The organism is Mangrovicoccus sp. HB161399, from assembly GCF_013184745.1.
GTDB lineage: Bacteria > Pseudomonadota > Alphaproteobacteria > Rhodobacterales > Rhodobacteraceae > Mangrovicoccus.
This window is the reverse complement of sequence record NZ_JAATVU010000118.1, coordinates 1-11,518: the sequence shown is the minus strand read 5'-3', so window position 1 is coordinate 11,518 and position 11,518 is coordinate 1. Positions and strand designations below refer to the sequence as shown.

Below are 11,518 nucleotides of genomic sequence, written 5' to 3'. Positions count from 1 at the left end.
TTGTAGGTCGTCTTCGGAGGTCTGCTCATGGCCGCCAGCTATCATGCTGGATTCGCGCCGTGAATCCCAAGCCGCATTTGCGCAACAGAGCCGCTAGACCTATCAAGTAGATCGATCTTGTCGGAGGTGCTTGGTGCCTGTTTGGTATCCCAACAATAGGAGCGCGTAATCCCAGCGCTTGAGTTAGGAGCCTGTCAGTCAAGAATTGATACCCGACCGATACCCAAGGCTATTCTTCACCACCGCGTCAAAGGCGAAACTTGTCGTAAGTATATGCTTTTATTCGATTTAAGTGGTGCCCGGGGGCGGAATCGAACCACCGACACGAGGATTTTCAATCCACTGCTCTACCCCTGAGCTACCCGGGCACGGGCTTGAGCGGTGTGTTCTCCGCTCGGGTTCCGGCCTTCTATTCAAGGCCCCGCGGAGTGTCCAGAGCCAAAATCGAAAAATTTCAGTGACGCAACGGCAAGCCGTCTTCGCCGTCGTCATCCGGCTCCTCGTCGGCCGGGATCGCGTAGGATCCGTTCAGCCAGCGCGCCAGGTCGACATCCGCGCAGCGCCGCGAGCAGAACGGCCGGTAGCGGTCCTCCGCAGGCTTGCCGCAGACTGGACAGCTCATGCCGGGACCTCGTGAAGCGGCAGGCGCTCGCGCTTGCGCTGCAGCTCGGCATGGCCCAGCGGCGTCCAGCCGACAAAGCTCGTCTCCACCGGATCTTCCCGCAGCGCCGATTTCAGCATCTGCTCCCAGCGGGTGCGGTCCTTCTTGGGCATCGGCGCCAGATCCAGCACGATCTGCCCCGACAGGCCCTTCAGCCGCAGCAGGCGCGGCAGCGCGCGGGCAGCGGCGATGTTTGCCTTCAGCCCGGCAGCGGGCGACGTATCCGCGCCGGTATTGACATCGACCGCCACCAACGCGCGGGTCGGCTCGACATACATCGACGCCCCGCCCTCCAGCTCGCAACGGGCCGCCAGAGCCCCGGCAATCAGTTCCTCCACCCCGAAATGGGCGAAGGCGGCCGGATCCTCGAGCACCTCGTCGGGCTCGGGCCAGTCGCGCCAGGCCAGATCCGCGGGCGCCGGGCCGTCGACCAGAAGCTCGGGCTCGCCCTCTACGTCCGCACAGACCTGCGCCGCCAGCTCGGCCATGGCCGCCAGGTCGTCGGCCAGCTCCTCGGCCCCTGCCTCGCCCGAGACCGAACGCAGGATGGCGCCGTGGCCGGCTTCCAGTTCGATCGCATGGGCGACGGCGGCAATCTTCTCGCGCAGCTCCTCGTCGCGGATCCGGCGGGAGATGTTCACCCCCGGCGCATCGGGCGTGACGATGGCGTAGCGGCTCTTGAACAGGAGCCGCGGGGTCACCGGAACGGCCTTGCCCGCCTCGGCATAGCCCGTCACCTGCACCAGCATCCGGTCGCCCGGGGCCAGCCCCTTGGCCTGGCGCCAGAATCCCCTCCGGCCCTGGCCGAGGTCGAGGATCACCCCACCCTGGCCCTTCAGCGGGCGGTCGACCCTGGCACGGTAGATCGCGCCGATTGCCGGGCGGTCGTCCTCGGGGGCGACCAGCAGGTCCTCGAGCACGCCGTCCTTCAGGAGAACGGCGGTCTCGCGGCCGCGCCATTCTCCGAGCAGCACCTGGTATCCGTTCATGCGGAAACTCCCGTCACGGGGTAGCCGAAACTGCGCAGCAGGCCTGCGGTCTCGGCAAGGGGTAGGCCGACGATGCCGGTGAAGGATCCCTCGATCCAGGCGACGAAGGCGGCGGCGCGGCCCTGGATGGCATAGCCTCCGGCCTTGCCCTGCCATTCGCCGCTGGCGACATAGGCCTCGATTTCGGCCCCGGACAGGCGCTTCATGCGGATCTGGCTGGCCACGACACGGTCGCGCACCACGCCGTCACGGCGCAGCGCCACGGCGGTGATCGCCTTGTGGCGGCGCCCGGACAGCAGCCTGAGGAACGCCCGCGCCTCGTCTGCATCGGCGGGCTTGCCGAGGATGCGGCGGCCCACGGCCACCGTCGTGTCGGCGCAGAGCACCAGATCGCCGGGCTCCGCTGCAACCGCGGCAACCTTCTCGGTCGCGATTCTATGGCAATAGACCCGCGGCAGTTCACCTGCGCGCGGGTCCTCGTCGATGTCGGGGGGCAGGATCGCGTCCGGGACGATGTCGAGCTGCGACAGCAGCTCCCGCCGCCGGGGCGAGCCCGATCCCAGGATCAGTCTCAAGGGCTGACCTTACTTGAAGCGGTAGTTGATCCGACCCTTGGTCAGATCGTAAGGGGTCATTTCCACTTGGACTTTGTCGCCGGCAAGAACGCGGATCCGGTTCTTGCGCATCTTTCCTGCCGTGTGAGCGATGATTTCATGGCCGTTTTCCAGCTCGACCCTGAACGTCGCATTCGGCAGGAGTTCCTTCACGACACCAGGAAATTCGAGCATTTCTTCCTTGGCCATGGTCACTCCTAAATTGGTTTCGAACACATTCCGGGCCTGAGTCCGGAATGTGGGTGTAGATGCGCCGAAACACCGGGCAAATCAAGGGCACGAATCGTGCCGGAGGCGAATGTTACCGGGAATCCCCCTGAAAATCTTCCATGCCAGCTGCGGCCTAGAGGCTCGCGGGCAAGGCGCGCACCGCATAGGCCCCGTCATCCCAGTCGTTGCGCAGATTCGCCTCGCCGTCGCTGCGCCGGTCCTTCAGCAGCTTGAGCGGGGCGTCGGCAATCACCCAGCCGGGCCGGTCCACCGCGCCGATCGCCAGGACACCGTCGGCGGGCAGGCCGCGGTCGGGCGGCGTGTAGATGCCGGCCTGGCCGGTATTGACGTCGACCAGCGGGCAGTAGGTCCTGCCCAGGAGCGTCGCATGGACGGCAACGCACTGGCCTTCGAGCGCGCGGGCCTGGGCAGCGATGCGCAGCCGCCCCTGCCCCGTCGGCGCATCCGTGCACGAGGGAATCAGCAGCACGTCGCACTCGAGCGCACGCACCAGGCGGGGAAATTCGCTGTCATAGCAGATGACGATGCCGATCCGGCCCCAGGGCGTATCGAAGGCGGCCAGGCCGTCGCCGGGCACCATCGCCGTGTTCCTGCGCTCCCACGGGGTCAGCTTGCGCTTGTCGACCGGCTCCATGCGGCCGTCGGGCAGGCAGAACCAGGCGCGGTTGCGCAGCTCGCCGTCCACCCGTTCCGGCGCGGATCCGGTGACGATGGCGATGCCATGCGCACGGGCAAGCTTGGCGAGATAGTCGCGGTAGCCGGTCACCGCATCGGCCGAAGCCTCCAGCCAGTCCTCGTGCTCGGGGCTGCCGACCAGCGCGGGCTCCATTCCGGCATATTCGGGAAACACCGCGATTTCCGCACCGCGCTCCACTGCCTCGCGCACCCAGGTGTCGAGCTTTTCGTGCAGCGCCGCAGTGCTTTTCAGCGCCTCGATCGGATAGGCCGCGGCGGCCAGGCGGATCACAGTTTTTTCAGCCATACCTGCAGCTCCTTTTCCGTCTCTTCCGTCTCGCCGAGATCCTTCCATCGGAACCGTTCGGTGGCGCCCTCCAGCGGGGCATAGCCGCGCTTGCGCCAGAACGGATCGAGCGGCCGGTAGTCCGCAGGCCGCATCGGATGGTCCGCCGGGCGGATCACGCCCGCGAAACAGGACCAGTCGAAACCGGCGGCGCGTGCCTGGTCCTCGCGGTAGTCGAAGAAGCGGTGGCCCAGCCCCTGTCCGCGATATTCCGGCAGCAGCACGGATTCGGCGCAGTAGAAGATGTCCTTCACGGGCGGCGCGCCCTCGGGCCAGCTGCCGCCTTCCTCCGCCGCATGATGCGCGGCCAGCGGCATGCCGGTCGCGGCGCCGACCAGCCGGCCCCCGTCCCAGGCCCCGACCAGAATGGCGTCCGGCGTGCCGCCGTAGCCTGCGAGATAGCGCCGCTCATAGGCCAGGTCGCCGTCATAGAGATAGGGCCAGGCGCGGAACACCTCGATCCTCAGCGCCGCCAGCCCGTCCAATGCGCCGTCCAGCTCCGCCCCGGTCAGGGGCCGCAGCTCGATCATGGGCGGTCCTCGGAGAGCAGCACGCAGACCAGGGTGAAAAGCCGCCGCGCGGTCTCGGGATCGACCTCGGCCTTGCCTTCCAGCCGTTCCTTCAGCTCGCGCGCGCCCTCCCGGTGGATGCCGCGGCGGGCATCGTCCAGCGTCTCGATCTCGCTTGCCCGCGCGGTCTTCACGGCCTCGTAGTAGCTCGCGCAGATCTGGCCGTAATCCTTGACGATCTGCCGCAGCGGGCCGAGCGACAGGTCGAACTGCGCCGCCGGAGAACCGGAGGCGGACAGGTCGAAGCTGAGCCGCGAGCCGGACCTGCCCAGCGTCAGCATGTAGGGACCGGACGGGGCGCCCGGCAGGGCGAAGCTGTTTTCCTCGATCAGGTCGAAGATCGCGACCTGCTGCTCCTGCTGCATTTCCGGCGAGGGTGGAGGCGCCTCGCCCAGATCCAGCTCGATATGCGCTAGCCTGTCGGTCATCATGCCCCCTCGTTCAGATGGTCCAGCCGCGCCCGGACCGACAGCCCGTGCGCCTCGAGGCTTTCCGATTGCGCCAGCGCCTCCGCCGCCGGGCCGATCGCGGCCAGGGCGCCGGGCGTCATCCGCGCCAGCGTGGTGCGCTTGACGAAATCCATCACCGAGAGACCCGACGAGAACCGCGCCGAGCGCGCCGTCGGCAGCACGTGGTTCGGCCCGCCGACATAGTCGCCGATGGCTTCCGGCGTCCAGGCGCCGAGGAAGATCGCGCCGGCATGGCGGATCTTCTGCGACAGCGCTTCGGGATCGTCCACGCAAAGCTCAAGATGCTCGGGCGCAACCCGGTCGGAGAGCTTCGCCGCCTCGTCCAGATCCCGCACGGTGATCACGGCGCCGAAATCGCGCCAGCTGGCGCTTGCGATCGCGCGCCGCTCCAGCGTTTCCAGCCGCTTGTCGACCGCTGCCGCGACGGCGCGGCCAAACTCGGCATCGTCCGTTATCAGGATCGACTGCGCGCTCTCGTCATGCTCGGCCTGGCTCAGCAGGTCGATGGCCAGCCAGTCCGGATCGTTGTCCCTGTCGGCGATCACGAGGATTTCCGACGGCCCGGCGATCATGTCTATGCCGACCTTGCCGAAGACCCGGCGCTTGGCCGCCGCGACGAAAGCGTTGCCCGGCCCGGTGATCTTGTCCACGGCCGCGATGGTCTCGGTGCCGTAGGCCATTGCCGCCACCGCCTGCGCGCCGCCGATGCGGTAGACCGTGTCCACCCCCGACAGCCGCGCGGCCAGCAGGACCAGCGGATTCACCTGCCCGCCGGGCGTCGGCGCGCAGATCACCAGCCGTTCCACCCCGGCGACCGAGGCGGGGATGGCGTTCATCAGCACCGAGGACGGATAGCTTGCCAGCCCGCCCGGCACGTAGAGCCCGGCCGCCTCGACCGGCGTCCAGCGCCAGCCCAGCTCCGCCCCCGAGGAATCGGTCCAGCGCGCGTCTTCGGGCAGCTGGCGTTCGTGGTAGGCGCGGATGCGGGCGGCGGCGAGTTCCAGCGCCTCGCGCTCGGCGGCGGGCACCGATTCACAGGCAGCGTCGATCTCGTCTTTCGAGAAGGCCAGGGTTTCCGGCGTCAGGTCCAGCTTGTCGAATTTCGCGGTCAGCTCGATGACGGCGGCATCGCCGCGGGCACGGACATCGGCGATGATCCCGGCCACGACGGCGTCGACATCGGGACTGTCCTCGCGCTTCGCCGACAGGAGCGCCGCAAAGGCCGCTTCGAAATCACTGTTTTCCGTCGACAGGAACTGTACCATGGCGTCCTCGCTTGGCCTTTGTCTCTAACGGTCCCGGTTAACGGCCACAAGTCCGGGACGGCTGCTCCGTTCGGACTAGTCAGGATGACGCGGCGTCCTGCCCGAAGGCGCGGCATAGGGCCGGGTCACGTCGCTGAGCAGCAGGTCGAGGCATTCCACCTCGAGCCTGAGCGCTCCGTCCCCGGCGAAGGTCAGGACCAGCGCGCCCTGCCCGTCCTCGCCCGGCTCGAATTCCAGCGACAGCAGCGACAGCACCAGATCCGGGTCCTTGCGGTCGACGCCCTGGCTCGACACCTTGCGGACATCGCCCGCGGTCAGGACGCTCTGCACCCGCTCCACCGGACGCCCCGCGCGCTCGGCGGCGGCGCGGTCCTCCCAGCGGAATCGGTTGAGCAGCAGCGAGAACCGGCGGGCCTTCGGCTCCCAGGTCATCTCCGCGGCGGGCAGGACCGCATCCTGCACCAGCGACGAGACGACCTTCAGGTCCTCGCCATCCGCCGCCAGCAAGCGCAGCGGCTGTTCCGCGCCATCCTCGAAGCGGGCATCGGTCATGCCGCCACCCTCTCGATCAGCGCGCCGCAGGCCCCGAGCTTCTCCTCGACCCGCTCGTAGCCGCGGTCGAGATGGTAGACCCGGCTGACCAGCGTCTCGCCCTCGGCGGCCAGCGCCGCGAGGATCAGCGAGACCGAGGCCCGCAGGTCGGTCGCCATCACCGGCGCGCCCTTCAGCCGCTCCACCCCGGTGACGGTCGCGGTATTGCCATGCACGTCGATCTTCGCGCCCATGCGGATCAGCTCGGGCGCATGCATGAAGCGGTTCTCGAAGATCGTCTCTTCCAGCGCGCAGCTGCCCTCGGCCGTGCACATCAATGCCATCATCTGCGCCTGCAGGTCGGTCGGGAAGCCCGGAAAGACCTCGGTGCGCACGTCGACGGCGCGGATCCGCTCGGCCGCGCGCTTGACGCGGATGCCCTCGTTGGTCGGCGTCACGTCGACGCCTGCCTCGTGCAGCTTCTCGACGAAGGAGCCCAGCAGCTCGATCGAGCCGCCGACCAGTTCCACCTCGCCATGGGTGATGACCGGCGCCAGCATGTAGGTGCCCATCTCGATCCGGTCGGCAACGACGCGGTGGGTGGTGCCGTGCAGCCGGTCGACGCCCTCGATCGTCAGGGTCTCGCTGCCTTCGCCCTCGATCTGCGCGCCCATGGCCCGGAGACACTTCACCAGGTCGACGATCTCGGGCTCGCGCGCCGCGTTTTCGAGGATCGTGGTGCCGCGGGCCAGCGTCGCCGCCATCAGGATGTTCTCGGTCGCGCCCACCGAGGCGAACGGCAGACGGTGGCGCGCCCCCTTCAGGCCCTTCGGCGCGGAAGCGTGGACATAGCCGTCCTTCAGCTCCATCTCGGCACCCAGCGCCTGCAGGCCCTCGAGGTGGAAGTTCACCGGCCGCGCACCGATCGCACAGCCGCCCGGCAGCGAGACGACGGCGTGGCCGTGCCGCGCCAGCAGCGGACCCAGCACGTGGAAAGAGGCGCGCATCTTGCGCACGATGTCGTAGTCGGCGCGGTCATTGGCAATCTCGTGCGAGGAGGTGACGATGACGCGCCCTTCGTTCAGCGCCTGCACCTCGGTGCCCAGCGATTCGAGCAGATGCGACATGGTCGCGATGTCCGACAGCCTCGGCACGTTCGTCAGTGTCAGCGGTTCCTCGCTGAGCAGCGTCGCGGGCATCAGCCCGAGACATGCATTTTTCGCACCGGCAATCGGAATGCGCCCGCGCAGCGGGCCGTTGCCCTTGACCAGAATGGCGTCCATTGCTCAGTCCTCGTTCTTTTCCGACGCCTCACGCGCCCGTGCCTGGGCCTTGCGCCGCTGCAGGTTCGCCTTCAGCGCAGCCTTGAGCCGGTCCTCCCTGGTCGGGGGGTCCTGCTTCTCCGTTTCGGGGTCGGTTTTCCTTGTCATGTAGGCGCTCATAAAGGAGTTGCAAAAAACCGTCCAGATTGCGCTTGCATCCCCCCGGCGTTCTGCTTAGAAGCCGCCCCACACCGCCCGGACAGCCCCGGACACGGTGACCGGCGCCGCAGTAGCTCAGTGGTAGAGCGCACCCTTGGTAAGGGTGAGGTCGGGAGTTCAATCCTCCCCTGCGGCACCAGAAAACACCGCCAAATCAAATACTTACGAGACAACCTCCGCAAAACTGGTTGGCGTAGAACGCGCAGTTTCCAGAACAAACGCGGACCATCCCGCACAAGTCGGTACAGATCCCGTACAGGCAATGCGCCCCTGTTCCCGCTTCGTACCAAAGCAAAACCCCGGCGCGCTGGCGGGCGCGACCGGGGCAGATAGCATAGAGCTGCTGTCTTCTCGTACCATCGGCGGGAGGGTCGCGCAATGACGGCGGCTTCCGTGAACCGTTTCGAATGGCTTAAGGCGGCGACTCGCTCCGAGCTGCCGACGCTCTCCAAGGTCGTCGCCACGGCGCTCGCCGTGCAGTTCGCCGACGACCGCACCGGCAAGCTTTGCCCGGCCGTCACCACCATTGCCGAGTTCGTCGGCTCGTCGCTCTCGGCCGTGAAGCGCGCCCTCAAGGCGCTGGTGGAGGGCGGCTGGCTCGGCCGCACCGAGGGGCGCGGGCGGGGCAACCTGACCCGGTACACGCTTCTGGTGCCGGGCAAGGTCGTGCCGTTCCGCAGCTCCAAATCCCGGCGCCGGGAGGCGGACGGAAAAGGGTCCGCATCCGAGCTTTCAACGTCTGAGGCAGGGTCGGAAATGGGTCCGGAACTGATCGAAAAAGAGGTCAAATCCGGTCCTTCCCATATAGAACAATACCAAGAACAAAAGACGCGGCCGCTTGCGCCCCGTCACAAGCCCCGCACGCCGAGGGAACGGCCGGTGCCGCACCAGGCCGTGCTCGTACCGCGAGGCTCGGAGCTGGAGCGGGGCTGGGGCACTTGGCTCGCGAAGAACGGTTGCCGGGCATTCACGACTTCGCGCCGCTCCACGGCACCGGCGATGCCCAGGCGTGGGATCTGCCATGGAAGTTCCCGCCCAGCCCCGAGGACAGCACCAGGACGATGATTGCCAAGCGCTTCATAGCATGGGGGCAGCAGAGACGGCATCACTTTGCCGGGACGGGGAGGCTTTGCGCATGAGGGACGAACTCGAAGGACTCTCTACCCGGGACAGGATCGACGTGGTGCTCGACATGCTCCAGTTCATCGACTGCGGTCAGGAGGCCTCCAACCTGGAATTCGAGATCGGCACGCTGGTCGAAGAGCTGCGCGGCTACCTCGAAGACCTCGACGCCGCCGGGAAGAACTTCTGATGGGCTGGCCCTACAGCACCAGCCGCTGGCAGAAGCTGCGGCGCGCCAAGCTCTCCGCCGAGCCGCTCTGCGAAATCTGCGAGCGCCGCGACCGGATCGAGGCGGCGCAGGACGTGGATCACATCACGCCGGTGCGCCAGGGCGGCGCGCCGTTCCCCGCGCTCGACGGGCTGATGAGCCTCTGTCACCGCTGCCATTCCGAGAAGACGGCGATGCATGACAAGACCGGCGGCAATGCGTTCGGCCGCCGCTTCAAGGGCGCGGATCAGAGCGGCAATCCGATCGATCCCGGCCACGGCAGGTGGGGCGGGGGCGGGGGCGGGTGAAATCACCAGAATGGCGCGCGCAGAAGACCGATGGAGAACATGCGCGCGTACTTAATTTCCACCCGGATCGGCCGGGCAATGGCGCAAAAACAGAGGCTTGAGAGGAAATTCATGGGACTTCGCGGCAAGGGGGCAAAGCCCCGGTTCCAGGTGGTGGAGCATCCGGCACAAGGCTCGCTCTTCGCTGGCGAGGAAACCTTCTCGCCGTTGCGCGCCTCTCTGCCCTGGGAGGCGCCGGGCCTGTCGCGCGTCGAGCGGGTGATCGCCTTCCTCGAAGATCTGCCGATCACCCAAGGCTCGCTGGCAGGGAGCAAGCTGCAGATCCGAGACTGGCAGCGTGACTTCCTGGAGGCGGTCTATGCCGAGAATGCCGACGGCCGCCGCCCGGTACGGACAGCGGTGCTCTCGATGGCGCGGAAGAACGGCAAGACGCAGCTCGTCGCCGGCCTCGCCCTCTGCCACCTGATGGGGCCGGAGGCCGAGCCGCGCGGCGAGGTCTATGCCGCCGCCAACGACAAGGCGCAGTCGGGCAAGACCTTCGCCGAGATGGTCGCGATCCTGGAGGAACACCCGGAGCTGGAGGCGCGGGCGAACGTGGTGCGCTTCTCCAAGCGGATCGAGGTGATGAGCGGCCAGGACCGCGGCTCGGTCTTCGCGGCGCTCTCGGCGGATGCCTCGACCAAGCAGGGGCTCTCGCCGTCCTTCACCGTCAATGACGAGCTGGGGACCGCCCCCAAGCGCGATCTCTACGAGGCGTTGGACACGGCCATGGGCGCGCGGGACAACCCGCTGCTGGTCGTGATCTCGACCCAGGCGGCCAGCGATCACGCGGTCATGTCCGAGCTGATCGACTACGGCCAGAAAGTCGCCGCGGGAGAGGTCTCGGATCCGAGCTTCCACCTGACCTTCTACGGCGCCGGGCCACTTGACGGCCCTTGGGCGGAGGAAACCTGGCGCAAGGCGAACCCGGCGCTTGGCGATTTCCGCAGCCTGGAAGACGTGGCACGGCAGGCGGCCCAGGCGCAGCGGATGCCCGCGGCCGAGCAGGGCTTCCGCAACCTGATCCTGAACCAGCGGGTGGACGCTCATGTGCGCTTCCTGGCCAAGGCAGAATGGGACCGCAACGCGGCGCCGGTGGACTTCGCCGCGCTCGCCGGGCGCAAGGCCTGGGGCGGGCTAGACCTGTCGCAGTCGCGCGACCTGACCGCCTTCGTGCTGGTCTTCCCGCGCGACGACGGGCGGCTCGACGTGCTGCCGCGCTTCTTCCTGCCCGAGCAGGGCATCGCCGAAAGGGCGGAGGCCGACCGGGTGCCCTACGACCTCTGGGCGCGCCAGGGCGTCCTGACGCTGATCCCCGGCGCGGTGATCGACCCGTCTGCGGTGGCGGAAGCGGTGGCCGAGGCCTGCGCGACCTACGACGTGCAGCGCATCGCCTATGACCGCTGGCGGATCGAGGATCTCAAGCGCGAGCTGCTGCGCCAGGGCGCGGAGCCGCCGCTGGAGCCCTTCGGCCAGGGCTTCCGCGACATGGCCCCGGCGGTGGACAAGCTGGAACGTCTGGTGGCCGAGGCGCAGCTCTGCCACGGGGCGAACCCGGTGCTGACCTTCTGCGCCTCGAACGCGGTGGTGGAGATGGATCCGGCGGGGAACCGGAAGCTGGCGAAGAACAAGTCCAGCGGCCGGATCGACGGGCTGGTGGCACTGGCGATGGCACTGGCAGCGGTGGAGCGGGAGGCGGAGGACGTGATGCCGGCGTTTCTGGCGGAGCTGATTGGATGAATAAAAAGAATGCGAGCGGCAACCACATCTGAGGAGGCGCCAGTTTGGAGAATATTTGGCTGCCTAGATCCGATAGTTGCATCTGACATTTTCACTCGCGCAAATTGGCGGTGGAACTCCATCAAGGACGATCTTGCACGGTATGCACCATTGAAGGCGTTTGGGCATTGGAGGTACTAGGCTCAGGACCCATTGATTTCGGCTGGACGGCATGATTCAGCGTTCGAAAACGAGCGGTGACATGTCTGATCTCTTCTGGCTGAGCGACG

Annotated in this window: 15 protein-coding genes and 2 tRNA genes; 5 read left to right on the top strand and 12 right to left on the bottom strand. The window is 67.4% G+C overall.

Features of this window, described 5'->3' with window-relative positions; translation table 11 throughout:
- Positions 1–293: 293 nt before the first annotated feature.
- The 12 genes from HCC78_RS29945 to HCC78_RS29890 all read right to left on the bottom strand — a co-directional run bounded on the left by HCC78_RS29945 (position 294) and on the right by HCC78_RS29890 (position 7,793).
- Positions 294–368 (bottom strand) — tRNA-Phe (locus HCC78_RS29945).
- Between the two features lie 86 nt (positions 369–454).
- The gene (locus HCC78_RS29940) at positions 455–622 is read right to left on the bottom strand and encodes a DNA gyrase inhibitor YacG (RefSeq protein ID WP_172332406.1); all 168 of its coding nucleotides are present in this window, start codon (positions 620–622) and stop codon (positions 455–457) included.
- Complete coding sequence (locus tag HCC78_RS29935; RefSeq protein ID WP_172332405.1) at positions 619–1,650, bottom strand: ribonuclease E/G; 1,032 nt, start codon at positions 1,648–1,650, stop codon at positions 619–621. The genes HCC78_RS29940 and HCC78_RS29935 overlap by 4 nt, the downstream gene beginning before the upstream one ends.
- Positions 1,647–2,225 (bottom strand): nucleoside triphosphate pyrophosphatase, encoded by a 579-nt coding sequence (locus tag HCC78_RS29930; protein WP_172332404.1) that lies wholly within the window; start codon positions 2,223–2,225, stop codon positions 1,647–1,649. The genes HCC78_RS29935 and HCC78_RS29930 overlap by 4 nt, the downstream gene beginning before the upstream one ends.
- A gap of 9 nt (positions 2,226–2,234) precedes the next feature.
- The gene (infA, locus tag HCC78_RS29925; RefSeq protein WP_011455993.1) at positions 2,235–2,453 is read right to left on the bottom strand and encodes a translation initiation factor IF-1; all 219 of its coding nucleotides are present in this window, start codon (positions 2,451–2,453) and stop codon (positions 2,235–2,237) included.
- A gap of 154 nt (positions 2,454–2,607) precedes the next feature.
- Entirely contained in the window at positions 2,608–3,477 is an 870-nt protein-coding gene (locus tag HCC78_RS29920) for a nitrilase-related carbon-nitrogen hydrolase (RefSeq protein WP_172332403.1), read from the bottom strand.
- Positions 3,459–4,046 carry a GNAT family N-acetyltransferase gene (locus HCC78_RS29915; RefSeq protein ID WP_172332402.1) on the bottom strand — a complete coding sequence of 196 codons (588 nt, stop codon included), beginning with the start codon at positions 4,044–4,046 and terminating at the stop codon, positions 3,459–3,461. Before HCC78_RS29915 ends, HCC78_RS29920 begins: the two co-directional genes overlap by 19 nt.
- Entirely contained in the window at positions 4,043–4,516 is a 474-nt protein-coding gene (locus tag HCC78_RS29910; RefSeq protein ID WP_371743960.1) for a UPF0262 family protein, read from the bottom strand. The genes HCC78_RS29915 and HCC78_RS29910 overlap by 4 nt, the downstream gene beginning before the upstream one ends.
- Complete coding sequence (gene hisD / locus HCC78_RS29905; RefSeq protein WP_172332400.1) at positions 4,513–5,820, bottom strand: histidinol dehydrogenase; 1,308 nt, start codon at positions 5,818–5,820, stop codon at positions 4,513–4,515. The genes HCC78_RS29910 and hisD overlap by 4 nt, the downstream gene beginning before the upstream one ends.
- Before the next feature lie 75 nt (positions 5,821–5,895).
- Positions 5,896–6,372 (bottom strand): DUF2948 family protein, encoded by a 477-nt coding sequence (locus tag HCC78_RS29900; RefSeq protein WP_172332399.1) that lies wholly within the window; start codon positions 6,370–6,372, stop codon positions 5,896–5,898.
- Entirely contained in the window at positions 6,369–7,634 is a 1,266-nt protein-coding gene (gene murA, locus HCC78_RS29895; protein ID WP_172332398.1) for a UDP-N-acetylglucosamine 1-carboxyvinyltransferase, read from the bottom strand. Before murA ends, HCC78_RS29900 begins: the two co-directional genes overlap by 4 nt.
- 3 nt (positions 7,635–7,637) lie before the next feature.
- On the bottom strand, positions 7,638–7,793 hold the full coding sequence (locus HCC78_RS29890; RefSeq protein WP_172332395.1) for a hypothetical protein: 156 nt from the start codon (positions 7,791–7,793) through the stop codon (positions 7,638–7,640).
- A gap of 103 nt (positions 7,794–7,896) precedes the next feature.
- On the opposite strand from HCC78_RS29890, the gene HCC78_RS29885 reads away from it, so the two are divergent.
- The 5 genes from HCC78_RS29885 to HCC78_RS29865 all read left to right on the top strand — a co-directional run bounded on the left by HCC78_RS29885 (position 7,897) and on the right by HCC78_RS29865 (position 11,249).
- A tRNA-Thr gene (locus tag HCC78_RS29885) sits at positions 7,897–7,971 on the top strand.
- A 239-nt stretch (positions 7,972–8,210) separates the two neighbouring features.
- Entirely contained in the window at positions 8,211–8,897 is a 687-nt protein-coding gene (locus HCC78_RS29880; RefSeq protein WP_172332397.1) for a hypothetical protein, read from the top strand.
- A gap of 70 nt (positions 8,898–8,967) precedes the next feature.
- Complete coding sequence (locus HCC78_RS29875) at positions 8,968–9,144, top strand: hypothetical protein (protein ID WP_172332394.1); 177 nt, start codon at positions 8,968–8,970, stop codon at positions 9,142–9,144.
- Entirely contained in the window at positions 9,144–9,470 is a 327-nt protein-coding gene (locus HCC78_RS29870) for an HNH endonuclease (protein ID WP_253949443.1), read from the top strand. Before HCC78_RS29875 ends, HCC78_RS29870 begins: the two co-directional genes overlap by 1 nt.
- Positions 9,471–9,581: 111 nt before the next feature.
- Positions 9,582–11,249, top strand: a complete 1,668-nt coding sequence (locus HCC78_RS29865; RefSeq protein ID WP_172332396.1) for a terminase large subunit — start codon at positions 9,582–9,584, stop codon at positions 11,247–11,249.
- Positions 11,250–11,518: the final 269 nt, after the last annotated feature.

Bases quoted from the DNA above. Each gene is read 5' to 3' on its own strand.
- HCC78_RS29875 (WP_172332394.1), top strand. From the start codon at position 8,968: ATGAGGGACGAACTCGAAGGACTCTCTACCCGGGACAGGATCGACGTG.
- HCC78_RS29920 (WP_172332403.1), bottom strand. From the start codon at position 3,477: ATGGCTGAAAAAACTGTGATCCGCCTGGCCGCCGCGGCCTATCCGATC.
- HCC78_RS29890 (WP_172332395.1), bottom strand. From the start codon at position 7,793: ATGAGCGCCTACATGACAAGGAAAACCGACCCCGAAACGGAGAAGCAG.
- HCC78_RS29865 (WP_172332396.1), top strand. From the start codon at position 9,582: ATGGGACTTCGCGGCAAGGGGGCAAAGCCCCGGTTCCAGGTGGTGGAG.
- hisD (WP_172332400.1), bottom strand. From the start codon at position 5,820: ATGGTACAGTTCCTGTCGACGGAAAACAGTGATTTCGAAGCGGCCTTT.
- HCC78_RS29870 (WP_253949443.1), top strand. From the start codon at position 9,144: ATGGGCTGGCCCTACAGCACCAGCCGCTGGCAGAAGCTGCGGCGCGCC.
- HCC78_RS29900 (WP_172332399.1), bottom strand. From the start codon at position 6,372: ATGACCGATGCCCGCTTCGAGGATGGCGCGGAACAGCCGCTGCGCTTG.
- HCC78_RS29935 (WP_172332405.1), bottom strand. From the start codon at position 1,650: ATGAACGGATACCAGGTGCTGCTCGGAGAATGGCGCGGCCGCGAGACC.
- infA (WP_011455993.1), bottom strand. From the start codon at position 2,453: ATGGCCAAGGAAGAAATGCTCGAATTTCCTGGTGTCGTGAAGGAACTC.
- HCC78_RS29940 (WP_172332406.1), bottom strand. From the start codon at position 622: ATGAGCTGTCCAGTCTGCGGCAAGCCTGCGGAGGACCGCTACCGGCCG.
- HCC78_RS29915 (WP_172332402.1), bottom strand. From the start codon at position 4,046: ATGATCGAGCTGCGGCCCCTGACCGGGGCGGAGCTGGACGGCGCATTG.
- murA (WP_172332398.1), bottom strand. From the start codon at position 7,634: ATGGACGCCATTCTGGTCAAGGGCAACGGCCCGCTGCGCGGGCGCATT.
- HCC78_RS29880 (WP_172332397.1), top strand. From the start codon at position 8,211: ATGACGGCGGCTTCCGTGAACCGTTTCGAATGGCTTAAGGCGGCGACT.
- HCC78_RS29910 (WP_371743960.1), bottom strand. From the start codon at position 4,516: ATGATGACCGACAGGCTAGCGCATATCGAGCTGGATCTGGGCGAGGCG.